At 68.1% G+C, this 21,282-nt stretch carries 21 protein-coding genes; 18 read left to right on the forward strand and 3 right to left on the reverse strand.

The window, feature by feature from the left end; genetic code table 11:
* Window positions 1-66 precede the first annotated feature (66 nt).
* The 8 genes from AC6JA9_RS06655 to AC6JA9_RS06690 all read left to right on the forward strand — a co-directional run bounded on the left by AC6JA9_RS06655 (window position 67) and on the right by AC6JA9_RS06690 (window position 7,413).
* Window positions 67-870 carry a TadE/TadG family type IV pilus assembly protein gene (locus tag AC6JA9_RS06655; RefSeq protein WP_223746224.1) on the forward strand — a complete coding sequence of 268 codons (804 nt, stop codon included), beginning with the start codon at window positions 67-69 and terminating at the stop codon, window positions 868-870.
* Window positions 846-2,402, forward strand: coding sequence for a hypothetical protein (locus AC6JA9_RS06660; RefSeq protein ID WP_497959287.1), 1,557 nt, complete (start codon window positions 846-848; stop codon window positions 2,400-2,402). The genes AC6JA9_RS06655 and AC6JA9_RS06660 overlap by 25 nt, the downstream gene beginning before the upstream one ends.
* A complete protein-coding gene (locus AC6JA9_RS06665) occupies window positions 2,399-3,457 on the forward strand; it encodes a hypothetical protein (RefSeq protein WP_223746226.1) in 1,059 nt (352 codons plus the stop codon). Before AC6JA9_RS06660 ends, AC6JA9_RS06665 begins: the two co-directional genes overlap by 4 nt.
* Window positions 3,457-3,633 (forward strand): hypothetical protein, encoded by a 177-nt coding sequence (locus tag AC6JA9_RS06670; protein WP_223746227.1) that lies wholly within the window; start codon window positions 3,457-3,459, stop codon window positions 3,631-3,633. Before AC6JA9_RS06665 ends, AC6JA9_RS06670 begins: the two co-directional genes overlap by 1 nt.
* 213 nt (window positions 3,634-3,846) lie before the next feature.
* Window positions 3,847-4,650, forward strand: coding sequence for a TadE/TadG family type IV pilus assembly protein (locus AC6JA9_RS06675; RefSeq protein ID WP_223746228.1), 804 nt, complete (start codon window positions 3,847-3,849; stop codon window positions 4,648-4,650).
* A complete protein-coding gene (locus AC6JA9_RS06680) occupies window positions 4,626-6,173 on the forward strand; it encodes a TadE/TadG family type IV pilus assembly protein (protein WP_497959288.1) in 1,548 nt (515 codons plus the stop codon). The genes AC6JA9_RS06675 and AC6JA9_RS06680 overlap by 25 nt, the downstream gene beginning before the upstream one ends.
* Window positions 6,174-6,238: 65 nt before the next feature.
* The gene (locus tag AC6JA9_RS06685; RefSeq protein ID WP_223746230.1) at window positions 6,239-7,237 is read left to right on the forward strand and encodes a hypothetical protein; all 999 of its coding nucleotides are present in this window, start codon (window positions 6,239-6,241) and stop codon (window positions 7,235-7,237) included.
* Window positions 7,237-7,413 (forward strand): hypothetical protein, encoded by a 177-nt coding sequence (locus AC6JA9_RS06690; protein WP_194869318.1) that lies wholly within the window; start codon window positions 7,237-7,239, stop codon window positions 7,411-7,413. The genes AC6JA9_RS06685 and AC6JA9_RS06690 overlap by 1 nt, the downstream gene beginning before the upstream one ends.
* Window positions 7,414-7,440: 27 nt before the next feature.
* Here AC6JA9_RS06690 and AC6JA9_RS06695 read toward each other — a convergent pair whose 3' ends face one another.
* Window positions 7,441-8,682: an ABC transporter substrate-binding protein gene (locus tag AC6JA9_RS06695; protein WP_497959289.1), complete on the reverse strand. Its 1,242-nt coding sequence runs from the start codon at window positions 8,680-8,682 to the stop codon at window positions 7,441-7,443.
* A gap of 184 nt (window positions 8,683-8,866) precedes the next feature.
* Here AC6JA9_RS06695 and AC6JA9_RS06700 point away from each other — a divergent pair, with 184 nt between their 5' ends.
* The 8 genes from AC6JA9_RS06700 to AC6JA9_RS06735 all read left to right on the forward strand — a co-directional run bounded on the left by AC6JA9_RS06700 (window position 8,867) and on the right by AC6JA9_RS06735 (window position 15,709).
* Window positions 8,867-9,379: an SUF system Fe-S cluster assembly regulator gene (locus AC6JA9_RS06700; protein WP_223746232.1), complete on the forward strand. Its 513-nt coding sequence runs from the start codon at window positions 8,867-8,869 to the stop codon at window positions 9,377-9,379.
* On the forward strand, window positions 9,376-10,812 hold the full coding sequence (sufB, locus tag AC6JA9_RS06705; protein WP_141327701.1) for a Fe-S cluster assembly protein SufB: 1,437 nt from the start codon (window positions 9,376-9,378) through the stop codon (window positions 10,810-10,812). Before AC6JA9_RS06700 ends, sufB begins: the two co-directional genes overlap by 4 nt.
* 3 nt (window positions 10,813-10,815) lie before the next feature.
* The gene (sufC, locus tag AC6JA9_RS06710; protein WP_223783403.1) at window positions 10,816-11,604 is read left to right on the forward strand and encodes a Fe-S cluster assembly ATPase SufC; all 789 of its coding nucleotides are present in this window, start codon (window positions 10,816-10,818) and stop codon (window positions 11,602-11,604) included.
* Window positions 11,601-12,920, forward strand: a complete 1,320-nt coding sequence (gene sufD / locus AC6JA9_RS06715; protein WP_497959290.1) for a Fe-S cluster assembly protein SufD — start codon at window positions 11,601-11,603, stop codon at window positions 12,918-12,920. The genes sufC and sufD overlap by 4 nt, the downstream gene beginning before the upstream one ends.
* Window positions 12,917-14,140, forward strand: coding sequence for a SufS family cysteine desulfurase (locus AC6JA9_RS06720; protein WP_497959292.1), 1,224 nt, complete (start codon window positions 12,917-12,919; stop codon window positions 14,138-14,140). The genes sufD and AC6JA9_RS06720 overlap by 4 nt, the downstream gene beginning before the upstream one ends.
* A complete protein-coding gene (gene sufU, locus AC6JA9_RS06725) occupies window positions 14,137-14,598 on the forward strand; it encodes a Fe-S cluster assembly sulfur transfer protein SufU (RefSeq protein WP_141327708.1) in 462 nt (153 codons plus the stop codon). The genes AC6JA9_RS06720 and sufU overlap by 4 nt, the downstream gene beginning before the upstream one ends.
* 18 nt (window positions 14,599-14,616) lie before the next feature.
* Window positions 14,617-15,159 (forward strand): putative Fe-S cluster assembly protein SufT, encoded by a 543-nt coding sequence (gene sufT / locus AC6JA9_RS06730; RefSeq protein WP_223746236.1) that lies wholly within the window; start codon window positions 14,617-14,619, stop codon window positions 15,157-15,159.
* 160 nt (window positions 15,160-15,319) lie between these two features.
* Window positions 15,320-15,709: a hypothetical protein gene (locus tag AC6JA9_RS06735; protein WP_223746237.1), complete on the forward strand. Its 390-nt coding sequence runs from the start codon at window positions 15,320-15,322 to the stop codon at window positions 15,707-15,709.
* A 62-nt stretch (window positions 15,710-15,771) separates the two neighbouring features.
* On the opposite strand, the gene AC6JA9_RS06740 is transcribed toward AC6JA9_RS06735, so the two are convergent.
* Window positions 15,772-16,479 (reverse strand): type 1 glutamine amidotransferase domain-containing protein, encoded by a 708-nt coding sequence (locus AC6JA9_RS06740; protein WP_141327712.1) that lies wholly within the window; start codon window positions 16,477-16,479, stop codon window positions 15,772-15,774.
* A gap of 240 nt (window positions 16,480-16,719) precedes the next feature.
* On the opposite strand from AC6JA9_RS06740, the gene AC6JA9_RS06745 reads away from it, so the two are divergent.
* Window positions 16,720-17,838 carry an isoaspartyl peptidase/L-asparaginase family protein gene (locus AC6JA9_RS06745; RefSeq protein ID WP_497959293.1) on the forward strand — a complete coding sequence of 373 codons (1,119 nt, stop codon included), beginning with the start codon at window positions 16,720-16,722 and terminating at the stop codon, window positions 17,836-17,838.
* Window positions 17,839-17,919: 81 nt separating this feature from the next.
* Complete coding sequence (locus tag AC6JA9_RS06750; protein WP_497959295.1) at window positions 17,920-19,293, forward strand: alpha/beta hydrolase family protein; 1,374 nt, start codon at window positions 17,920-17,922, stop codon at window positions 19,291-19,293.
* Window positions 19,294-19,855: 562 nt separating this feature from the next.
* Here AC6JA9_RS06750 and AC6JA9_RS06755 read toward each other — a convergent pair.
* Window positions 19,856-21,196 (reverse strand): PQQ-dependent sugar dehydrogenase, encoded by a 1,341-nt coding sequence (locus AC6JA9_RS06755; protein ID WP_223746240.1) that lies wholly within the window; start codon window positions 21,194-21,196, stop codon window positions 19,856-19,858.
* Between the last annotated feature and the right edge of the window lie 86 nt (window positions 21,197-21,282).

Here is a 21,282-nt window from a genome sequence, read left to right on the forward strand (position 1 = left end):
CAGGGGCGGAAGAATCGAATCCTCGGCTTTTGTGGTTCTTTCTGCGTGCGTGGTAGTGATTGATGGATGCGATGCTCCTTCCGCTTACATCCCGCGAGGGCGCAGTCCGGGCAGTCCGCGGTGGAGACCGCGATTGTCCTGCCGCTCTTCGTGTTCCTCATCCTGGGCATCCTGCAGCTCGGGCTGATGCACCAGGCGCGGCTGCTCACGAAGTACGCGGCCTACAAGGCGGTGCGGGCTGGCTCCATCCACAACGCGAACGTGCGGGAGATGGAGAAGGCGGCCGTCGCCGTGCTGCTGCCCATGCTCGCCCAGCGCGCGTCCGGCCAGGGGGGCATCGAGTACGTGCGGCCGGTGGGCAGCGGGCAGCAGTTCGCGGACAAGTGGAAGGAGCTCAAGGACAACAAGATGGCGGACACGGAGCTGAAGTACGCCGAGGTCACCATCTGCGGGCCGACGAAGGCGGACGCGGGCGGGAGCGGCGGCGAGGTGGACTTCGACGACCCGGACAACGCCACCTCCGCTGACTGGAAGCAGAGCCACCGCACCAAGCTGCGCATCCAGGTCACGTTCAACTTCCGGCTGGTCGTCCCGTTCGCGGACTGGGTCATCTTCAACGCCGCGCGCGCCCGCGACATGCCCATGGTGATTCGCATGGGCGAGGTGAAGGGCACGGAGAAGAGCAAGGTGGCCGTCCGGAAGTTCGGGAGCGCCTCCACCGGCGAGGGCCCCTACGACGCCGCCGCGTCCAAGCGCATCTACATCGCCCCCATCCGCGCCACCTACACCATGCGGATGCAGTCGAACCTCTACACCAACACCGACGACCTGCCCTCGAGGAACGCATGCCTCTTCCCGTTCGCATACTGAGTCGCCGGCCGCGTCGCCGCTCTCCTCGCGGGCAGGCCATCGTCCTGGGCTCGCTGTCGTTCCTCGTCCTCGCGTTGATGGTGACGCTGAGCTTCAACCTGAGCCACGCGCTGCGCCGCAAGATGTCCCTGCAGCAGCACGGCGACGCGATGGCGTTCTCCATGGGCGTGCTGGAGGCGCGCGCGCTCAACTACTACGCGGTCAGCAACCGGGCCATCGCCGGCTCCTACGTGGCGATGAACAGCCTGCACGCGTACATGGCGGCCGCGAGCGTCACCGGCGAGATGCTGCGCGCGGGCGGGGTGAACTTCACGGCCATCGCCGCCTCCGAGGCCGCCAAGTGCGCCGCCTGTCAGGGGAAGTGCCCCTGCTGCCAGCACGCCGTCGAGGCGGGGCAGATCGCCGCCAAGTTCGCCAAGCAGTCCTTGATGTACGACCGGGACGTCCGGGGCCTGGAGGGCAAGTTCAAGAACGCCATGGAGGGCCTGGACCTCATGGTGGACAACATCCACACCTCGCAGTGGGAGGTGCATGAGAAGACGCTGCAGGCGGTGAAGGACGGCTCGAGCCATGGCCTCTCCCTGCTGAAGACGCAGACGGTGCCGGAGGTCAGCGACCTGGCGTCGGGGGTGGGGGCGCTCAACGCCAACGAGTTCAACTGCGCCGTGGACGGGATGGAGTGCCAGGGCAGCGTGGCGAACACCTCGCCCGAGGCGCGCGCGCGCGTGGTGACGGAGATTGGCAACGCGAGTCGCTCGGCCTGGCCCGCCAACCGCAAGGGCCTGCCGCCCAACCACCTGCACGAGAAGTTCCTCGAGGAGTTCAAGACCATCCCCAACAACAAGGGGACGCACCAGTTCGTCGGTCACTTCGGCTCGTCGAAGACGGTGCAGAACATGCTGGGCGTCTACCTGCCGGGGCAGATGGGGGGCAACCAGGGCACCACCGTGGCGGCCAACGAGACGGGGGCCCTCGCCCAACTGTCGTGGGAGGACGCCATCCCGGCGACCGCGCCCTACCTGGCCAACATCTGGAGCGACGACAGGGGCGGAGGCCACACGGTGCTGATGGCGCACTCGGGGCAGCATCGCTTCGAGGGGACGAACGCGAAGGCGCTCACGTCGTGCGCCGGCTCGGGCAACTGCTTCATGAAGTACCGCGCCAACCCCGACTCGGAACGCGACTGGGGCCAGCCGCGCGTCTACAGCTATTACACGATGAAGCTGAACGTGGGGAACCCGCGCGAGGCCCCCTGGGAACTCAACAACTCCCGCAGCGTGAAGTTCACGCATGGCGAGCAGGGCACCGGCAGCCTGACGCTGTCCGCGGCCGATGGCATGAGCCTGTCGAAGTCCCTGGTCTACTACCACCGCTTCAAGCAGGGCGGCTGGTCGGAGCCCCCCAACCTCTTCGCGCCCTACTGGCGCGTGAAGCTGCATCCGTTCAAGCCCGATGAGGCGAAGAAGGTGCTGGAGGAGGCGGGCAACTCGGACGCGGTCGCCATCGTCGAGGCGCCGGAGGTGTCGCTGTGAGCGCCAGGACTGGGAGCCGCCTCGCGCGAGGCTCGGCCGCGGTGGAGACGGCGCTGTGCATGCTCGTCATCATCCCCGTGTTCATGTACGCCATCTTCCTGGACGACCTGTTGAAGCACGTCCTGGACGCCCAGGAGACCGTGGTGTCCACCGTCTGGGATTACGCGGTGTCGGACTACGCGGCCAGGCCGGAGGGCGGTGAGGCCTTCGCGAACTTCGGTCAGACGCAGGGCCTGGCCCGGCAGATGTTCTGTGACCACGAATCGGGGCTGGACAGCTACGGCCCCGGCAAGGGGCCCGAGTGCGACAACGACGTGCGCCACCACCAGGATGTGGTGGCCCATGCGTGCTGGCTGTATCCGGAGGCCAAGCAGGTGTACTGCTCGGTGGACCAGAACGCTGTCGGGAGCTACGGCGTCACGTTGCACGCCGCCTACATGCGGCAGTTCAACAAGGGAGGGCTCATCCGCTGCTCGGCGCGCAGCAGCGTCCAGAACTACCTGCTCCCCACGACGTTCCTCCAGGAGTTCTCGCAGGTGGACCTCGCGAAGGAGCAGAAGCAGAACAAGGGGCAGGTCCACAGCAACTCCCAGGGAGGGAGCGAGAAGGACACCTACCTGCTCCCGTGGGAGTACATCGCGCTGGTGACGGACACGTGGGCCCTCACCAAGGGCCAGAGCTTCTCGCCCGGGGAGGGACAGAAGGAGGAGGGTGACCTCTACGCGCGCGTGCAGCAGCTCTACTCGAACCAGGAGAACTCGGGCTACCCGCAGATGGCGTCCGCCTCCGAGGAGCTCGTCAAACAGGCCATCGACCGCAACCTGCTCGCCTCCAGCCTGGCGCTCAACCACACCCCCGGCGACGACCCGCGTGACGTCAGCCTCTCCATCCAGCCGCAGAACGGCGGCGCCCCGTCGCAAATCGTCATCCAGGGGCTGACCCCCGCCACCTACTTCAACAACGAGTGGCGCGACTGGGAGGTGAACAACAACCAGGCCACCGCGCGGCAGCGGGGCAACTACTACATGGGCTGCAAGCAGCCGGGGAAGTGCTGATGGCCGTGCTGAACCGACGCAAGCCTCGCGGCCAGGCCATGGTGGAGTACGCCGTCGTCACCGCGGCGCTGATGGGCTTCACCGTGATGGGCTGGCCGTTCCTCGTGCAACTGCTCAACGCGCTGCACCGCTACTTCAACTCCATCTACTACGTCATCCAGTCGCCCATTCCGTAGGGGCGCTGCCTGTCTGGAGGGTGGACGGTGAATCCTTACGGGTTTCCCGAAAGACAGTCTTCGAGCTGCGGGCGGGCAGGCGGGCTGCTGGAGTGGGTTCGTCCCAATGTGTGGTTGTCATGGGTGTGCGGCGCAGGACATTGCAGGCCAGGAATGGGAGATTTGAGCCCCTGGCTTTGTGGCTGTTTCCGTGTGCGTGGTAGTGATTGATGGATGCGATGCCCCTTCCGCTCACATCCCGCGAGGGCGCAGTCCGGGCAGTCCGCGGTGGAGACCGCGGTTGTCCTGCCGCTCTTCGTGTTCCTCATCCTGGGCATCCTGCAGCTCGGGCTGATGCACCAGGCGCGGCTGCTCACGAAGTACGCGGCCTACAAGGCGGTGCGGGCTGGCTCCATCCACAATGCCAGCGTCGCGGAGATGGAGAAGGCCGCGGTCGCCGTGCTCCTGCCGATGCTGGCCAAGCGCGCTGAGGGACCCGACGGCATCGAGTATGTGCGTCCGGTGGGCAGTGGCCAGGAGTTCACGGACAAGTGGAACGAGATGGCGGGCAACCGGATGGACAAGGTTGGCCTGAAGTACGCCGAGGTCACCATCTGCGGGCCCACCCGCGAGGACCTGGGCGGTGGGAGTGGCGAGCTGGACTTCGACGACCCCGACAATGCCACCTCCGACAATTGGCGACAGAGCCAACGCACCAAGCTTCGCGTGCAGGTGACGTTCAACTACAGGCTCATCATTCCGTTCGCGGACCGGGTCATCTACTACGCCGCACGGGGGCGGGACCTGCACATGTCGCTGCGGTTGGGGCAGGTGAAGGACGATGAACGGTCCAAGGTGGCTCAGCGCAGGTTCGGGAGCGTCTCCACGGGAGAGGGGCCCTACGAAGGTGCGGCATCGAAGGGGGTCTACATCGCTCCCATCCGTGCCACCTACACCATGCGGATGCAGTCGAATCTGTATCTCAATACGTCGGACATCCCCTCGAGGAACGCATGCCTCTTCCCGTTCTCCTACTGAGCCGGCCAGGGCTGCGCCGCCAGCGCGGGCAGGCCATCGTGCTGGGCTCCTTGTCCTTCCTGGTGCTGGCGTTGATGGTGACGCTCAGCTTCAACTTGAGTCATGCGCTGCGGCAGAAGATGAGCCTGCAGCAACATAGTGACTCCATGTCGTTCTCCATGGCGGTGCTGGAGGCCCGGGCGCTCAACTACTACGCGGTCAGCAACCGGGCCATCGCCGGCTCCTACGTGGCGATGAACAGCCTGCACGGCTATATGGCCGCCGCGAGTGTCACGGGCGAGATGCTGCGGGCGGGCAAGGACAACTTCGACAAGATCTTCCGTATCGAGATGGCCTTGTGCGTCGCCTGCCGCTTCTCGTGTGACCACTGCAAGCATGCCGCTGATGCCGAGAAGATCGCCAATCGGTTCGAAAAGGATGCGCTGATGGTCGACAGCAACGTCCGCGGCCTCGAACCGAGCTTCCGTACGGCGATGCAAGGCATGGACCTCATGGTCGACAACATCCATACGTCCCAGCGGGAAGTGCATGAGAAGACCCTCCAGGCCGTCAAGGATGGCTCGAGCCATGGCTTGTCCAGACTCAAGGGGGATACCGCCCCCAATGTCAGTGAGCTGGCATCGGCGGTCGGGAGCCTGAACGCCAACGAGTTCAACTGCGCCGTGGATGGCATGGAGTGCCAGGGAAGTGTCGCCAACACGTCGCCCGAGGCGCGTGCCCGCGTGGTCACGGAGATCGGGAATGCGAGCCGCTCGGACTGGCCTGCCAACCGCAATGGCAAGCCACCCAAGCATCTTCACCCGGACTTCCTCAAGAAGCTCAAGGACATCCCGGGCGAGGGCAATTACACGGTGCTCCAGCACGACGGCTCCGCCAAGGCGGTGCAGAACAAGTCCAGGGTCTTCAGCGAGGGCTCGAGGAGTGGAAACCAGGGCACCACCATCGCCGGCGCCGAGAAGGGCTCCGTCCAACACCAGTGGAAGCACAACCTGGTGTCCTCGGACTACGACACCGTCGTCTGGAGTGACGCCAATGGTGGAGGTCACGAGAACGGCGGTCGGCAGCATGTGGGGCAACACCGCTTCGAGGGGACGAACACGAAGGCGCTCACGTCGTGCGCCGGCTCGGGCAACTGCTTCATGAAGTACCGCGCGAACCCGAGCTCTGCGCGCGACTGGGGGCAGCCCCGGGTCTACAGCTACTACTCGATGAGGCTGAACGTAGGGGACCCTCAGACGGCGCCCTGGGAGCTCAACAGCTCGCGCTCCGTCAGGTTCCAGCACGGCGGGCAGGGCAGGGGGAGCCTGACGTTGTCGGCGGCCGATGGCACCGCCATGTCCAAGTCGCTCGTGTACTACCACCGCTTCAAGCAGGGAGGCTGGACGGAGGCGCCCAACCTCTTCTCCCCCTACTGGCGCGCCAAGTTGCACCCCTTCACGGCGCCCGAGGCGAAGCGGGTTCTCGAGGATTCGGGCAACTCCGATGCGTCGACCATCGCGGATGCACCGGGGGTGTCGCTGTGAGGACTCGGACGCGACGAGGGACGAGGTGCGCTCGGGGCTCAGCCGCGGTGGAGACGGCGCTGTGCATGCTCGTCATCATCCCCGTCTTCATGTACGCCATCTTCCTGGATGACCTCCTGCGCCACACGTTGGACGCCCAGGAGACCGCGCTGTCCACCATCTGGGACTACGCCGTGTCGGATTACGCGGCGGAGCCGACGGGGGGAGAGGCCTTCGCGGGTTTCGGCCAGACACAGGGACTCGCGCGGCAGATGTATTGCGACCATGAGTCGGGAATCGACAGCTATCAGACCGACCCTCCCGAGTGTCGGCTGCGGACCATGCATCACCATCAGGAATTGGTAGCACATGCCTGCTGGATGCATCCCGAGGCGCAGCAGGTGGAGTGCACGGTCGACCAGAACGCTGTCGGAAGCTACGGGGTGACGCTGCATGCCTCGTACATGCGCCAGTTCAATCGAGGTGGGCTCATCCGATGCTCGTCGCGCAGCGGCGTCCAGAACTACCTGCTCCCCACCACCTTCCTCCAGGAGTTCTCCCAGGTCGACCTCGCGAAGGAGCACAAGGATGGCGATGTCCACGACAACGCGGAGGCCAAGGGCGATCGAAGCAAGGATACCTACTACCTCCCTTGGGAGCGCATCGCCCTGGTCACCGACACGTGGGCGCTGACGACGCCGCAGAACACGGAGCCTGGCGTGAAGGACACCGAGCCGACCAACGTCTACGTGCGCGTGGCTCACATCTATTCGAGCCAGGAGAACTCGGGCTTCACTCAGATGTCTCCCGCCGCGGAGCAACTGGTCCGGCAGGCCATCCAACGGAAGTTGCTCGATACCTCCCTGCAACTGGACAACGATGCCGGAGATGACCCGCGCAACGTGAGCATTTCCATCAAGGCCCAGACTGGAAGCAACGCGCCCACCCAGCGCATCGACCAGGGCGATGGTGCCGGCACCTACTTCAACAACGAGTGGCGCGACTGGGAAGCCAACAACAACCAGGCCACGGCGCAAGCGCGCGGCGAGTACTACATGGGCTGCCAGCAGCCGGGGAAGTGCTGATGGCCTCGCTCACGCGTCGCAATCGCCGAGGCCAATCCATGGTGGAGTACGCCGTCGTCTCCGCCGCCTTGCTCGGCATCACCACGGTGGGCTGGCCCTTCCTGGTCCAGCTCCTCAACGCGCTGCACCGCTACTTCAACTCCATCTACTACGTCATCCAGTCCCCCATCCCGTGAGGGAGGGGGACCGGGCACGCGTCACCGCTACGGCGTCACGGTGGTGACGAACTCCGCCTTGCCGCCGGCGACCTTCAGCACGACGGCCTCCTTCACCGCGTCGCGGTTGACGTCCAGCGTGATGCGCCCCGCAACGCCCGGGAAGTCCTTCGTCGCCGCGATGGCGTCGCGCAGCGACGGGCCGCTCAGGTCCGGCGCGCGCTTCATCGCCTCCACCAGCACCCGGCCCGCGTCGTACGCCAGCGCCGCCACGCTGTCCGGCACGCTGCCGTAGCGGGCCTTGTAGCGCGCCAGGAACGACTGGAGCACCGGGTCCGGGTTGCCCGGCGAGTAGTGGTTGGAGAAGTAGCTGCCCTCCAGCGCGGAGCCGCCCAGCTCGAACAGCTTGTCGGAGTCCCACCCGTCGCCGCCGAGCAGCGGCACCTTCAGCCCCACCTCGCGCGCCTGCCGCGCGATGATGCCCACGTCCGTGTAGTAGCCCGGCACGAACACCGCCTCCGGCTTCAACTGCTTGATGGCCGTCAGCTGCGCGCGGAAGTCCGTGTCGCCCTTCGAGTAGCTCTCCGTCCCCACCACCTGTCCGCCGAACTCCTGGAACTTCGCGGTGAAGACGTTGGCGAGCCCCATGGAGAACGCGCTCTTGTTGTCCGTGAGCACCGCCACCCGCGACAGCTTCAGGTTCTCGCGCGCGAACTTCGCCATCACCAGGCCCTGGAACTCGTCGATGAAGCAGACGCGGAAGATGTAGTCGCCCTTCTTCGTCACCTCGGCGCTCGTCGACGTGGGCGTAATCATGGGCACCTTGCCCGCCTGCGCCTTCTCCGCCATCGCCATGGACACCGACGAGGCCGCCTCGCCAAGAATCGCCACCACCTTGTCCTGGGTAATCAGCCGCGTCGCCGCCTGCGCACCTTCCTCCGGGCGCCCCTGGCTGTCGTACACGCGCACCACCACCTTGCGGCCCTTCACGCCGCCGGCCGCGTTGGCCTCGTCCAGCGCCAGCTCGATGCCGTTGCGCGCCGACACGCCGAACGTGGCCTCACTGCCCGTGAGGCTGCCCACCTCACCCACCACGATGGGGCCCGAGTCCCCATCCGCCTGCGCCTGAGCGCCCGGCTGGGTGGGCGCCTGCGCTGGAGTGCCCTCCTGGGAGCCTTGGGGAGCCGTGGCCTGGCCGCTCGGCGGGGCGTCGGTGGGGGTGGGCGCGGACTTCTTCTCACAGCCCGCCAGACTCAGTGCCAGTGTGGCCAGGAGCAGCAGATGACGCATCGGCGGATTCCCTCCAGGTGACAAGGGCCTCACCCTAGCCCTGTCCCAGAAGCCCTCCAACCGCAGGGCCGCCCGCCTTCCGTCAAAATGCAATGTGGACTGAAACGGTCCAGATTACATATGACGCCCCGGCGGGCTGGAGGGCCCGCGTGGGAATGGACCCAGAGAGGAGAGAGCGTCCCGCATGCTTCGGATGAGCAAGATGACCGACTACGGCATCGTGCTGATGACCGAGCTGGCTCGCGCGGAGGGTGGCACCCGCACCACTCGCGAGCTGGCGGCACGCACCCGTGTGCCATTGCCCTCGGCCAGCAAGGTGCTCAAGGGCCTGCTTCAAGCGGGCCTCGTGGTGTCCCACCGCGGCGCCAACGGAGGCTATGGCCTGGCGCGGCCGCCGGCGTCCCTGTCGCTGGCGGAGCTGGTGGCCTCGCTGGAGGGCCCGGTGTCGCTCACCGAGTGTGGCGTGCACCCCACCGGCGGCGCGCCCTGTGAGCTGGAGGCGGTGTGCCAGGTGCGCGGCCACTGGCGCCTCATCAATCAGGCCATCCAGGAGTCGCTGGCGCGCCTGACGCTGGCGGACCTCATCGCCCCGGCGCCGCGCATGCCCGAGCGGCTGGTGGGCCTGGGCGTGCCCTCTCGGCCCACGAGCCCCAACGCCCCCCCGACGACTTCATCCGTGACAGGAGCACGCTCATGACCACCGACACCCTCCAGGAACTGACGCGCCGCCCGTACGCGGCGGGCTTCGTCTCCGCCGTGGAGGCGGACACCTTCCCGCCCGGCCTGAGCGAGGACGTCATCCGCGCGCTGTCCGAGAAGAAGGGCGAGCCGGCCTTCCTGCTCGAGTGGCGCCTGAAGTCCTTCCGCCACTGGCTCACGCTGCGCGAGCCCACGTGGCAGGCGGTGACGTACCGCCCCATCGACTACCAGGCCATCAGCTACTACTCGGCGCCGCGCTTCAAGCCGAAGAAGGACAGCCTGGACGAGGTGGACCCGGAGATTCTGCGCACCTACGAGAAGCTCGGCATCCCGCTCGAGGAGCAGAAGCGCCTGCAGAACGTCGCGGTGGACGCGGTGTTCGACTCGGTGTCCGTGGCGACGACGTTCAAGGACAAGCTCGCCAAGGCGGGCGTCATCTTCTGCTCGTTCTCGGAGGCGGTGCGCGAGCACCCGGAGCTGCTCAAGAAGTACCTGGGCACGGTGGTGCCGCACTCGGACAACTTCTTCGCGGCGCTCAACTCGGCGGTGTTCAGCGACGGCTCGTTCGTCTACGTGCCCAAGGGGGTGAGGTGCCCCATGGAGCTGTCCACGTACTTCCGCATCAACGCGGCGGAGACGGGCCAGTTCGAGCGCACGCTCATCGTCGCGGACGAGGGCTCCTACGTGAGCTACCTGGAGGGCTGCACGGCGCCCCAGCGCGACACCAACCAGCTGCACGCGGCGGTGGTGGAGCTGGTGGCGCTCAAGGGGGCCACCATCAAGTACTCCACGGTGCAGAACTGGTACCCCGGCGACGCCGAGGGCAAGGGCGGCATCTACAACTTCGTCACCAAGCGTGGCATCGCGCACGAGAAGGCGAAGATTTCGTGGACGCAGGTGGAGACGGGCTCGGCCATTACGTGGAAGTACCCGAGCGTCATCCTCAAGGGGGATGACTCGGTGGGCGAGTTCTACTCGGTGGCGCTCACCAACAACCTGCAGCAGGCGGACACGGGCACGAAGATGGTGCACATCGGGAAGAACACCCGCTCCACCATCGTGTCCAAGGGCATCAGCGCGGGCCGGGGACAGAACACGTACCGGGGGTTGGTGAAGGTGCTCAAGAGCGCCCAGGACGCGCGCAACTATACGCAGTGCGACTCGCTGCTCCTGGGTGACAAGTGCGGCGCCCACACGGTGCCGTACATCGAGGTGAAGAACGCGTCCGCGCAGGTGGAGCACGAGGCCTCCACGTCGAAGATTGGCGAGGACCAGCTCTTCTATTGCAGGCAGCGCGGCATCTCCCAGGAGGACGCGGTGTCGATGATTGTGAATGGCTTCTGCCGGCAGGTCTTCAAGGAGCTCCCCATGGAGTTCGCGGTGGAAGCGCAGAAGCTGCTCGGAGTGAGTCTGGAAGGGAGCGTGGGGTAGGTCATGGCGCTGCTGTCGGTTCGGAATCTGCACGCCCGCGTGGGCGACAAGGACATCCTCAAGGGCATCGACCTGGAGGTGGGCGCCGGTGAGGTGCACGCCATCATGGGGCCCAACGGCTCGGGGAAGAGCACGCTGGCGAGCGTGCTCGCGGGGCGTGACGCCTACGAGGTGACGCAAGGCGAGGTGCTGCTCGACGGCAAGTCATTGCTGGAGCTGTCGCCCGAGGCTCGCGCGGCGGAGGGCGTGTTCCTGGCCTTCCAGTACCCGGTGGAGATTCCGGGCGTGGGCAACCTGCACTTCCTGCGCACGGCGCTCAACGCGCAGCGCCGGGTGAAGGGGCTGGAGGAGCTGGATGCGATGGACTTCCTCCAACTCGCCAAGGAGAAGTCGAAGCTGGTGCAACTGGATGCGGCCTTCATGAACCGCTCGGTGAACGAGGGCTTCTCCGGCGGCGAGAAGAAGCGCAACGAAATCTTCCAGATGGCGGTGCTGGAGCCGCGCCTCGCCGTGCTCGACGAGACGGACTCGGGCCTGGACATCGACGCGCTGCGCACGGTGGCGGGGGGCGTGAACGGCCTGCGCTCCAAGGACCGCGGCATGGTGCTCATCACCCACTACCAGCGGCTGCTCGACTACATCGTCCCGGACAAGGTGCACGTCATGGCGGCGGGCCGCATCGTCCGCTCGGGCGGGCGCGAGCTGGCGCTGGAGCTGGAGGAGAAGGGCTACGGCTGGCTGGGCCTGGAGGGTGGCAAGGGGGCGCCGAAGGGCGGGGAGGTCCGGCGATGACGCGCTACCTGGACGTCGCCTCGCGCTTCCAGAAGGAGTCCGCGAGCGCGCCCGCCTTCCTGCGTGCCCTGCGTCAGGAGGGGCTCGCGCACTTCGAGCGGCTGGGCCTGCCGACGACGAAGGACGAGGCGTGGAAGTACACCAACGTCTCGCCCATCGCGGAGGGAGGCTTCACGCCCGTGTCGGCGCTGCGTGACAGCGCGGTGCTGGCGCCGGTGGTGGACAGGCTCGCGCTCGTCGGTGGACCCCGGCTGGTCTTCGTCGACGGACGCTTCGCTCCGGAGCTGTCGAGCGTGACGGGGCTGCCGCGCGGGCTGACGGTGAAGCCGCTCGGCGCGGCGCTGACGGAGGACTCGGCGCTGCTCGAGGCCCATCTGGGGCAGCGGGCGCGGGCGTCGGAGCAGGCCTTCACGGCGCTCAACGCGGCGCTGCTGGAGGACGGGGCGCTGGTGCACCTGTCGAAGGGCGCGCTGAGCGAGGTGCCCGTGCAGCTGGTCTTCCTGACGCGCGGAGACGCCGCCGTGCTGGCGAGCCCGCGCGTGCTGGTGCTCGCGGAGGAGGGCAGCGAGGGCACGCTGGTGGAGACGTACGCCAGCGCGAGCGGAGGCCCCGTGGCCACGTTCACCAACGCGGTGACCGAGGTGACGCTGGGGGATAACGCCAGCCTGAAGCACTACCGCCTCCAGTCGGAGGGGGACGCCGCGCTGCACGTGGGCGGGCTGCATGTGAAGCAGGGGCGCGACAGCCGCTTCGTCTCGCACACGTTCGCCTTCGGCGGCGTGCTGGCGCGCAACGAGGTGCACGTCTCCTTCGCGGGCAAGGGTGGCGACGCGACCCTCAATGGCCTGTACGTGGGGCGCGGGACGCAGCACCAGGACGTGCGCACCGCGCTGGACCACGCGGTGGCGGACTGCTCCAGCCGCGAGCTTTACAAGGGCGTGCTGGATGACCGGGCGCGCGGCACGTTCCACGGTCTGGTGAAGGTGCGGCAGGACGCGCAGCGCACGGACGCGCGGCAGCAGAACCGCAACCTCCTGTTGTCCGAGCACGCGCAGGCGGACACGCGGCCGCAGTTGGAGATTCTCGCGGACGACGTGAAGTGCGCGCACGGCGCGGCGGTGGGGCGGCTGGACGCGCAGGCGCTGTTCTACCTGCGCTCGCGAGGCATCCCCCAGGCGGAGGCGGAGCGGCTGCTCACGTATGCCTTCGCCCGTGAGCTGGTGGAGGCGGTGCCGGAGGGGCCGGTGCGCGCGAGCGTGGAGTCACTGCTGGCCCAGCGGTTGCCGGGCGCGGCCCGGACGGAGGTGACGGCATGAGCACGTTCGACGTGCAGCAGGTGCGCGCGGACTTCCCCCTGCTGCGGCAGGAGGTGCGGGGCCGTCCCCTCGTCTACCTGGACAGCGCGGCCACGGCGCAGAAGCCGCAGGCGGTCATCGACGCCATCATCCGCTTCTACCAGCACGACAACGCCAACGTGCACCGGGGCGTCCACATCCTCTCCGAGCGCGCCACGGAGGCCTACGAGGGCGCGCGCGAGACGGTGCGCGGCTTCCTCAACGCCCGGGACGCGCGCGAAATCATCTTCGTGCGCGGCACCACCGAGGCCATCAACCTCGTCGCGCAGACCTACGGCCGCAAGCACATCGGCGCCGGGGACGAGGTGCTCATCACCCAGATGGAGCACCACGCCAACATCGTCCCCTGGCGGATGCTGTGCGAGCAGACCGGCGCCACGCTCAAGGTGATTCCGGTGGATGACCGGGGCGAGCTGGTGATGGACGCGGTGGACGCGCTGCTCACGGAGAAGACGCGCATCCTCGCGGTGACACACGTGTCCAACGCGCTGGGCACGGTGAACCCGGTGAAGGAGCTGACGCGCCGGGCGCACGCGAAGGGCATCCCCGTGCTGGTGGACGGGGCGCAGTCGGTGACGCACTTCCCCGTCGACGTGCAGGACCTGGGCTGTGACTTCTACGCCTTCAGCGGGCACAAGACGTTCGGCCCCACGGGCATCGGCGTGCTGTACGGGCGGCTGGAGCGACTGGAGCCGATGCCTCCGTACCAGGGCGGCGGGGACATGATCCTCTCCGTGACGATGGAGAAGGTGACGTACAACCGCGTGCCGCACCGCTTCGAGGCGGGGACGCCGAACCTGGAGGGCGCGGTGGGGCTGGCCGCCGCCATCCGGTATCTGCAGGGCGTGGGGCTGTCCGCCATCGCCGAGCACGACCGGGAGATGATGGCCTACGCGACGGCCGCGCTGGAGTCGGTGCCGGGGCTGCGGCTCATCGGCACGGCGCGCGAGAAGGCGGGCGTGCTGTCCTTCACGCTGGAGGACATCCACCCGCACGACGTGGGCACCATCCTGGACCGCGAGGGCATCTGCATCCGCACGGGCCACCACTGCGCGCAGCCAGTGATGCAGCACTTCAAGCTGCCGGCGACGGCGCGGGCGTCGCTGGCGCTCTACAACACGCGCGAGGACGTGGACGCGCTCGTGCGCGGGCTGCACAAGGTGAGGGAGGTGTTCGGATGAGCTCGGGCTCGGATGACTTGAAGGACCTCTATCAAGAGGTGGTGCTGGAGCACTCGAAGCGGCCGCGCAACTACCGCGTGGTGGAGGGCGCCAACCACGAGGCGGCGGGGCACAACCCGCTGTGCGGAGACCAGCTCTCCGTGACGATGAAGATGGAGGGAGACGTCATCCGCGACATCGGCTTCCAGGGGCAGGGCTGCGCGATTTCACGCGCGTCCGCGTCGCTGATGACGGGGGCGGTGAAGGACAAGTCGCGCGAGGAGGCGGAGGCGCTCTTCGCGCTGGTGCACAAGCTGGTGACGGAAGGGCCGGAGTCGGTGGACCTGGACGCGCTGGGCAAGCTCGCGGTGCTGTCTGGCGTGAGCGAGTTCCCCGCGCGGGTGAAGTGCGCGAGCCTGGCGTGGCACACGATGCGCGCGGCGCTGGCGGGACACAGTGAAGCGGTCTCCACGGAGTAGGGAAGGAGGGAGCGGACCATGCGAGGCGTGACGGCGATGCTGGAGCGGGAGGTCCCCGCGACCATCATCCCCAGCGGTGACAGGGTGGTGCTGCCGGAGGGCGCGGAGCTGCGGGTGATGCAGACGCTCGGCGGCAACATCACGGTGCAGGACCCCTACGGGCAGCTTTTCCGCATCGACGAGAAGGACGGCGCGGCGCTGGGCGAGGAGTACGCGCCCAAGGAGAAGGCCGCGGGCGACCCCAGCGAGTTCCACGAGGAGCAGGTCTGGGAGCAGCTGCGCACGGTGTATGACCCGGAGATTCCGGTGAACATCGTGGAGCTGGGCCTGGTGTACGCGTGCAAGGCGGAGCCGATGCCCGAGGGTGGGCAGCGCGTGGACATCCAGATGACGCTGACGGCGCCCGGCTGCGGCATGGGGCCGGTGCTGGTGGATGACGTGCGCACCAAGGTCAGCGGCGTGCCCGGCGTGAAGGAGGCCCACGTGGAGCTGGTGTGGGACCCGCCCTGGGACCAGAGCCGGATGACGGACGTGGCCCGGTTGCAGCTCGGGTGGATGTGACTCCCTGATTCGAGCCCACCGCGGGCCTCGTGCCCGCGCGTGTCGAGACCGCGGAGCGATACTTCTGCCCCCGAGTTGCTCTTGATGTCCGGATTGCGGAGGATGCCGCCGGCTCGGTCGTCCTTCGCTCGCACACCTTCTCGACACCAGGAGGTCTGCCATGAAGTCTCTGAAGCTGTGGCTGTGGGCTTGCGCCGTCAGTCTTGTGGTGGGGTGTGGCGGAGTGCCCGCCGAGACGACGGTCGACGAGGGCGATGCCCTGACCTCCGCTTCGGAGGCGCTGGTGGGCTGTTACGCCTCCTGCTCGGATGGCACCACCGTCACGTGTCCGACGACGCCCGTCACCTGCACTTCGACGAACTACGTGAGCGTGGTCTGTGATGGCACGACGTACGCGTGCCCGCCCACGGGCTGCCGGCCTGGGATGCCGACCTGCTCCTTCGCGCGGACCAAGATCTGCCTCGACCTGTCCACCTTCTCCTGCTGCGATGACGGGGAAGTGGGGGAGTGCACCTGCCGGCAGGTGGGTGGAAATCCCCGCTGCCTCTGAGCGGCGCTCGACCTCGTCGGGCCCGAGGAGGGCCGTGGAACACACCACGGCCCTCGCGCGCTTCAGCGTGAAGCCGCCAGCCGGCGCACGCCGAAGCTGATGGCCGCGGTGGCCAGGCTGCCCGCGAGCAGCCGGGGCCAGCGCCGTCCGGACTCCTCCGTCGTCGGGTGGTAGCGCGCGGCCACGGGGTGCTCGTCCTGGGCCTGACGCAGGCGCTCGCGCACCTCGGGCATCTTCTCCGCGAAGAGCTCCACCATGGCGCGCTCGAAGGCGGGCAGGTCCTGCGGCCCCCGGCTGGAGACCCAGTTGTCGTCGCGCACCAGCTCGTCGTCGCGCCACAGGGCGCCGGAGTTCTTCACATCGTCCTGGATGCCGGGCCACGACGTGAGCGTGCGGCCCTCGGTGAGGCCCGCCGAGATGAGCAGCCACGGCGCATGACAGATGATGGCCATGGGCAGGTTGAGCGAGTCCGCGTCGTGGACGAAGTCCTTGGCCAGCGCGCTCTGGCGCAGCGTGTCCGGGTTGATGAGCCCGCCGGGCAGCAGCACCGCGTCGAAGTCCGCGGCCTTCACGTCGCGCAGCGTGGCGTCCACGCGGACCTTCTTGCCCGGCAGCATGTGGTTCATGCCCCGGATGTGGCCGGGCAAGAGCGACACGATGGTCACCTCCGCGCCCTGGCGCTGCAGCTTCTTGACCGGACGCGTCAGCTCCACCTGCTCGAAGCCGCTCGTCGCCAGCACCGCCACCCGCAAGCCCTTCAGCTTCTTCATCACGCGCTCCCCGGTTCCGTGGACGACCCCGAGACTGTGCACGCCATCGCCATCCGGCACGGGAAACGGAGCGGGCAGGAAGGCCCTTCACCCGTGGCCTGCTCGCCGCCTGGAGAGCAGGCAGGAGGCCGTCGTTGTGCCCTTCGGAGCGCCGTGCTACCGACGCGGGCACATCGCCTGTGAACACGCGTGTCGTCACCTCATACGCGTCGTCTCGCGGGTCCCGCTGGAGGTCACGGAATGTTCGCTTCCCTGCCGTCTCTTCCCCGAAGCCTCGTCGCGGGGACCGCGCTGTTCCTCCTGCCCGTGGGCTGCACGAGCACCCAGGGCGCGCGGGTCGATGACGCCCGACTCACCCAGGAGGGCTCGGCTGCTCGCAAGCCCCGGTGGGGGCTGGTCATCCACGGCGGCGCGGGCGTCATCTCGCGCGAGAACCTCTCGCCCGAGCGCGAGGCCGAGGTCCGCGCGGCGCTCCAGCAGGCCCTCGCGGCGGGACATGGCGTGTTGGCCCAGGGCGGCAGCAGCCTGGACGCGGTGAGCGCGGCCATCCGTGTCCTGGAGGACTCTCCGCACTTCAACGCGGGCAAGGGCGCGGTCTTCAACCACGACGGCGTCAACGAGCTGGACGCGGCCATCATGGACGGCAGGACGCGCTCGGCCGGGGCTGTCGCGGGGCTGCGTCACGTGAAGAACCCCATCGACCTGGCGCGCCGGGTGATGGAGCAGTCGCCGCACGTGATGATGATGGGAGAGGGCGCGGAGGCGTTCGCCAAGGCGCAGGGCGTGGAGCTGGTGGACCCGAAGTACTTCTACACGGAGGAGCGCTGGCAGGGCCTCCAGCGCGTGTTGGAGAAGGAGCGCGCGACGCCGGCTCCGGGCACGACGCCCTCGACGCTGCGACCCGGGTATGACCCGGTGACGGGGGACCACAAGTTCGGCACCGTGGGCGCGGTGGCGCTGGACCAGGCCGGCAACCTCGCGGCGGGCACGTCCACCGGTGGCATGACGAACAAGCGTTACGGCCGCGTGGGGGATTCGCCCATCATCGGCGCGGGCACCTACGCGGACCCGCGCTGCGCGGTCTCCGCCACGGGGCACGGAGAGTTCTTCATCCGCTACACCGTGGCGCGCGACATCTGCGCGCGCGTCGAGTACCAGGAGCTGCCCCTGCCCGAGGCCGCCAACCTCGTTGTCAACGACGTGCTGGTGAAGGCGGGAGGCGAGGGCGGCGTCATCGCGATGGACCGCGATGGGAATGTGGCGATGCCGTTCAACTCCTCGGGCATGTATCGCGGCTACGTGGGCGAGGACGGTCAGCCCCACGTGGCCATCTTCAAGGAACCCGAGGAAGCGAAGTAGCGCGGGCGCACTGTCGGGGCGGTGACGAAGAATCCGCGCTCGCCGCTTCCAAAAAATCCGGACTGCGGTGTCTTGGGGCTCATGCGCACGACACGATGGGTGATTCTCGTCCTGGCCCTGTTGGGCTGCTCCTCGTCCGACCTGGAGCCCGAGGCGCCGCTTCCTCCCGAGGAGCAGGAGAACGACTCCAAGCCCCTGACGGTGACCGTCCTGGGCTCGGGGCAGGCGGCGGCCGGTGGGCAGCAGTGGGCGTACCAGCTGCTGCGGCTCCAGGAGGAAGGGAAGGCGGCGTCCTACGCGCAGTGGTTCCCGCCGAGGAGTCCGGGCGCCTGGCCCGTGATGATGCTCACGCGTCCCTACGACGGAATCACGTGGACGGGCGAGGCGGTGGACGCGAAGTGGGCTGCGCGAGGCAACGGCTTCCATCCGGATGACAGCGAGCCGGGCCACCACGCGGGCTCGTCCAACATCGTCTACAGCATCAGCACGCCGGAGCTCATCGCGAGCGAGTCGTTCTTCTACCTGTACAACGGCTTCGGCGTGCTCAACGTCTTCGGCCGCTTCTACGCGGGTGGCAGCATCCAGAACGACCGGGACGACATGCACGCGGGGCTGCGCTTCCTCGCGCAGGCGCCCGAGGTGGACCGCTCACGCATCGGCATCCAGGGAGGTTCCTGGGGCGGCTTCGAGGCGCTCTACGCGGCGGCGGATGCGCCGGCGGCGGTGCGTCCCAGGGCGGGTGTGGCGCTCTTCCCGCTGTCCGACTTCGCGCGGCAGTTCGAATACCTGGAGACGGTGATTCCCTCGCGCGTGTCGGACCCGTGGGTGCGCTCCCAGTACGCCACGTTCTTCGAGCCCTATCGGCGCCGCATCGTCGCCGCCACGGGAGGGGCTCCGGGGGCGCCGGGCGCGGACTACAGCGCGTGGACGCGCGAGCACCTCGCGCCGAGGCTGACGACGCCCTTCCTCGTCCTGCACGAGGACTGGGACACGCTCGTCCCCGTGGAGCAGACGCAGACGCTCGCGCCGCTCGTGGGCCCGACGATGTCTCCGCTGTACATCCAGCACCTGGAGGTCCCGGACTGGAACACGCGCGCGTTGGACCACGGGCAGCTGGTGGTCCAGTACGCCCATGCCCTCACCACGGTGTCCCTGGGGTATCTGCTGACGAACCTGGGGCCCGAGGAGCAGTCGCTCTACGTCCCCTTCGTGCAGGACGCGTTGGTGGGGTGGCTCCAGGCGCAGCGCGTGCTCCAACTGAACGGGCGGGACGTGTCCCAGGTGGCCCCGCGCCTGTTCGAGCTGGCGGACCCTCGCGTCACCCTGGTCGAGATGACCTCGGGCAGCGTCTACGCGGGCCCGGAGGGGGTCGCCGTGCTGGTGAACGCGCTCTGGGGAACGCAGTATACGGCGGGGGAGATTCGCGAGGTGCTCTCCACGGGGCTGCCTCCCTGACGTCTCGTGGGCTTCGTCGCCGGATTGCAACGGGGATACTGCTGTAGGCTCCAGGGGTGGACCCACGGGTGGGCGGGTCCGCTTGCGCCGAAAGGAGCCTTTGCATGAGGTGCGTGTCCTCGTCGTGGCGTTCCCCTGTCCGGATGCTGTTCGCGGTGATGCTGCTCTGGCTCGGCGCGGCTCGCGCGGAGTCGGACGACGCGGTGGTCTGTGAAGCGTCTTCATCCCCGCGGGCCTTGTTCTGTTCCGAGGGGGACTGCCTCTCGGAGAGCGACTGTTGGTCCCTGTGCCCCATTGCCCGGAGCGTCTTCTGCAATGCGAGCAATGTCTGTGAGTTCGATGTGGGAGGCGGAGGGGGTGGCGGTGGTGGTGACCCGGTGTGCGAGATGCAGGAGTGTTCGGAGGACAGGCACTGTGTCTGCAATGGGCGTCCGGGCTCCTGCGGGCCCGACTTCCTCTGTTACTACTGACGTCCGCTGATCCGCTGGAGCGGGCGAGGACAGCGGACACCCCGGACGGACGTCAGCGCGTCGCGTCCGGGGTGCCGCCTGTTGAGCTCCTGTTACGGCGTCACGGTGCGCGTGCCGGTGAACTCGATGCGGCGCACCTCTCCGCCTCCGGCGTACGTCGTGTAGTAGAGCGCCTGGCGCGTGCCCGACGGGCCGAAGCGCAGCGTCACCGCGGAGCCGGAGCCCAGGCCCGTGGCGAACGCGTCCACCGTCACCGCGCCGCCCGCGCCGCGCACCAGCTTGAACACCTTCCCGCAGATGTAATCACTGAAGAAGTACGCGTTGTCGTCCGCGTTCGCCCACGCTCCAGGCGGCGCGAAGGCCCCTCCCGTGATGGAGTTGCAGTTCTGGAACGGCGAGCCCGTGGGGTTGGTGCCGCGCTTGTAGTCGAAGAGGGGGTTCGTCATCCCCGCCGGAGGCGCGCCGCAGTTGGTGGTGGAGTTGTTCGCGCAGTGCCCCTCGCGCGTGTTCCAGCCGTAGTCCGCGCCCTTGATGCCCTCGTCAATCTCCTCCCACAGGCTCTGGCCCACGTCGTTGATGAAGAACGTGCTGGTGCCCGGCTGGAAGGCGAAGCGGAACGGGTTGCGCAGGCCCGTGGCGTAGTTCTCCTGGCACGGCCCCGTGCCCGTCGGCACCCCCGCGGGATTGCCGCAGCGCCGGCTGCCCGACACCGCGTACCAGGGGTTGTCCGTGGGCGCGGTGCCGTCCTTGTTGATGCGCAGCATCTTCCCGAGCAGCACGTCCAGCCTGCGCGCCGTGGTGTTCGCTCCCCCGCAGCGGCTCGGGTCCCCGAGCTGACAGCCGCCGTCTCCCACGCTGACGTAGAGCAGCCCATCCGGGCCGAAGTGCAAATCACCGCCGTTGTGATTGCCGCCCGGGGACGGGATGTTGTCGAGCAGCACCACCTGGCTCGACGGGCTCACCACGTTCGTGCTCGGCAGCGTGAAGCGCGACACGCGGTTCACCGCCACGTTGGCGATGTTCGTCGTGCACGTGTTGAACTTGTTGAACGTGTAATAGAGGAAGATGTGCCCGGTGGTCGCGAAGTCCGGGTCCACCGCCACGCCCAACAGGCCGCGCTCCGAGTTGGTGCACAGCACCGCGGAGAGGTCCAACGCCGGCGTCGGCAGCAGCACGCCCCCGCTGAACACCCGCAGCTGCCCCGTCTGCGTGGTGATGAGCAGCCGCCCATCCGGCGTGAAGGCCAGCGCCGTGGGCCGGGCGATGGCCGTCACCTGCGCGTCCGTGTACGACGGGGGCAGGGTGATGGCCGCGCGGGAGGTCTCCAGGCCCTCCGGGGCCGGAGTCTCTTCCGCCGCGGGCTCCGGCGCGCAGGCCGGGGCCACGAGGAACAAGGACAGCAACACCGCGAAACGACAGGACCCAGGTGTCATGGTGCACTCCTGAAGGAGGGGGATGAGGCACCTGGGTTTTGCTGTTTAGTCTTGATTTTCGCGAGTCTGAACGACGCCCCTGTCGA

This window comes from Myxococcus sp. MH1, from assembly GCF_059738865.1.

What these genes read in the sequence shown, in the direction of transcription:
- AC6JA9_RS06655 (WP_223746224.1), top strand. Translation starts at nt 67, where the DNA reads ATGCGATGCTCCTTCCGCTTACATCCCGCGAGGGCGCAGTCCGGGCAG.
- AC6JA9_RS06660 (WP_497959287.1), top strand. Translation starts at nt 846, where the DNA reads ATGCCTCTTCCCGTTCGCATACTGAGTCGCCGGCCGCGTCGCCGCTCT.
- AC6JA9_RS06670 (WP_223746227.1), top strand. Translation starts at nt 3,457, where the DNA reads ATGGCCGTGCTGAACCGACGCAAGCCTCGCGGCCAGGCCATGGTGGAG.
- AC6JA9_RS06675 (WP_223746228.1), top strand. Translation starts at nt 3,847, where the DNA reads ATGCGATGCCCCTTCCGCTCACATCCCGCGAGGGCGCAGTCCGGGCAG.
- AC6JA9_RS06680 (WP_497959288.1), top strand. Translation starts at nt 4,626, where the DNA reads ATGCCTCTTCCCGTTCTCCTACTGAGCCGGCCAGGGCTGCGCCGCCAG.
- AC6JA9_RS06685 (WP_223746230.1), top strand. Translation starts at nt 6,239, where the DNA reads ATGCTCGTCATCATCCCCGTCTTCATGTACGCCATCTTCCTGGATGAC.
- AC6JA9_RS06690 (WP_194869318.1), top strand. Translation starts at nt 7,237, where the DNA reads ATGGCCTCGCTCACGCGTCGCAATCGCCGAGGCCAATCCATGGTGGAG.
- AC6JA9_RS06695 (WP_497959289.1), bottom strand. Translation starts at nt 8,682, where the DNA reads ATGCGTCATCTGCTGCTCCTGGCCACACTGGCACTGAGTCTGGCGGGC.
- AC6JA9_RS06700 (WP_223746232.1), top strand. Translation starts at nt 8,867, where the DNA reads ATGCTTCGGATGAGCAAGATGACCGACTACGGCATCGTGCTGATGACC.
- sufB (WP_141327701.1), top strand. Translation starts at nt 9,376, where the DNA reads ATGACCACCGACACCCTCCAGGAACTGACGCGCCGCCCGTACGCGGCG.
- sufC (WP_223783403.1), top strand. Translation starts at nt 10,816, where the DNA reads ATGGCGCTGCTGTCGGTTCGGAATCTGCACGCCCGCGTGGGCGACAAG.
- sufD (WP_497959290.1), top strand. Translation starts at nt 11,601, where the DNA reads ATGACGCGCTACCTGGACGTCGCCTCGCGCTTCCAGAAGGAGTCCGCG.
- AC6JA9_RS06720 (WP_497959292.1), top strand. Translation starts at nt 12,917, where the DNA reads ATGAGCACGTTCGACGTGCAGCAGGTGCGCGCGGACTTCCCCCTGCTG.
- sufU (WP_141327708.1), top strand. Translation starts at nt 14,137, where the DNA reads ATGAGCTCGGGCTCGGATGACTTGAAGGACCTCTATCAAGAGGTGGTG.
- sufT (WP_223746236.1), top strand. Translation starts at nt 14,617, where the DNA reads ATGCGAGGCGTGACGGCGATGCTGGAGCGGGAGGTCCCCGCGACCATC.
- AC6JA9_RS06735 (WP_223746237.1), top strand. Translation starts at nt 15,320, where the DNA reads ATGAAGTCTCTGAAGCTGTGGCTGTGGGCTTGCGCCGTCAGTCTTGTG.
- AC6JA9_RS06740 (WP_141327712.1), bottom strand. Translation starts at nt 16,479, where the DNA reads ATGAAGAAGCTGAAGGGCTTGCGGGTGGCGGTGCTGGCGACGAGCGGC.
- AC6JA9_RS06745 (WP_497959293.1), top strand. Translation starts at nt 16,720, where the DNA reads ATGTTCGCTTCCCTGCCGTCTCTTCCCCGAAGCCTCGTCGCGGGGACC.
- AC6JA9_RS06750 (WP_497959295.1), top strand. Translation starts at nt 17,920, where the DNA reads ATGCGCACGACACGATGGGTGATTCTCGTCCTGGCCCTGTTGGGCTGC.
- AC6JA9_RS06755 (WP_223746240.1), bottom strand. Translation starts at nt 21,196, where the DNA reads ATGACACCTGGGTCCTGTCGTTTCGCGGTGTTGCTGTCCTTGTTCCTC.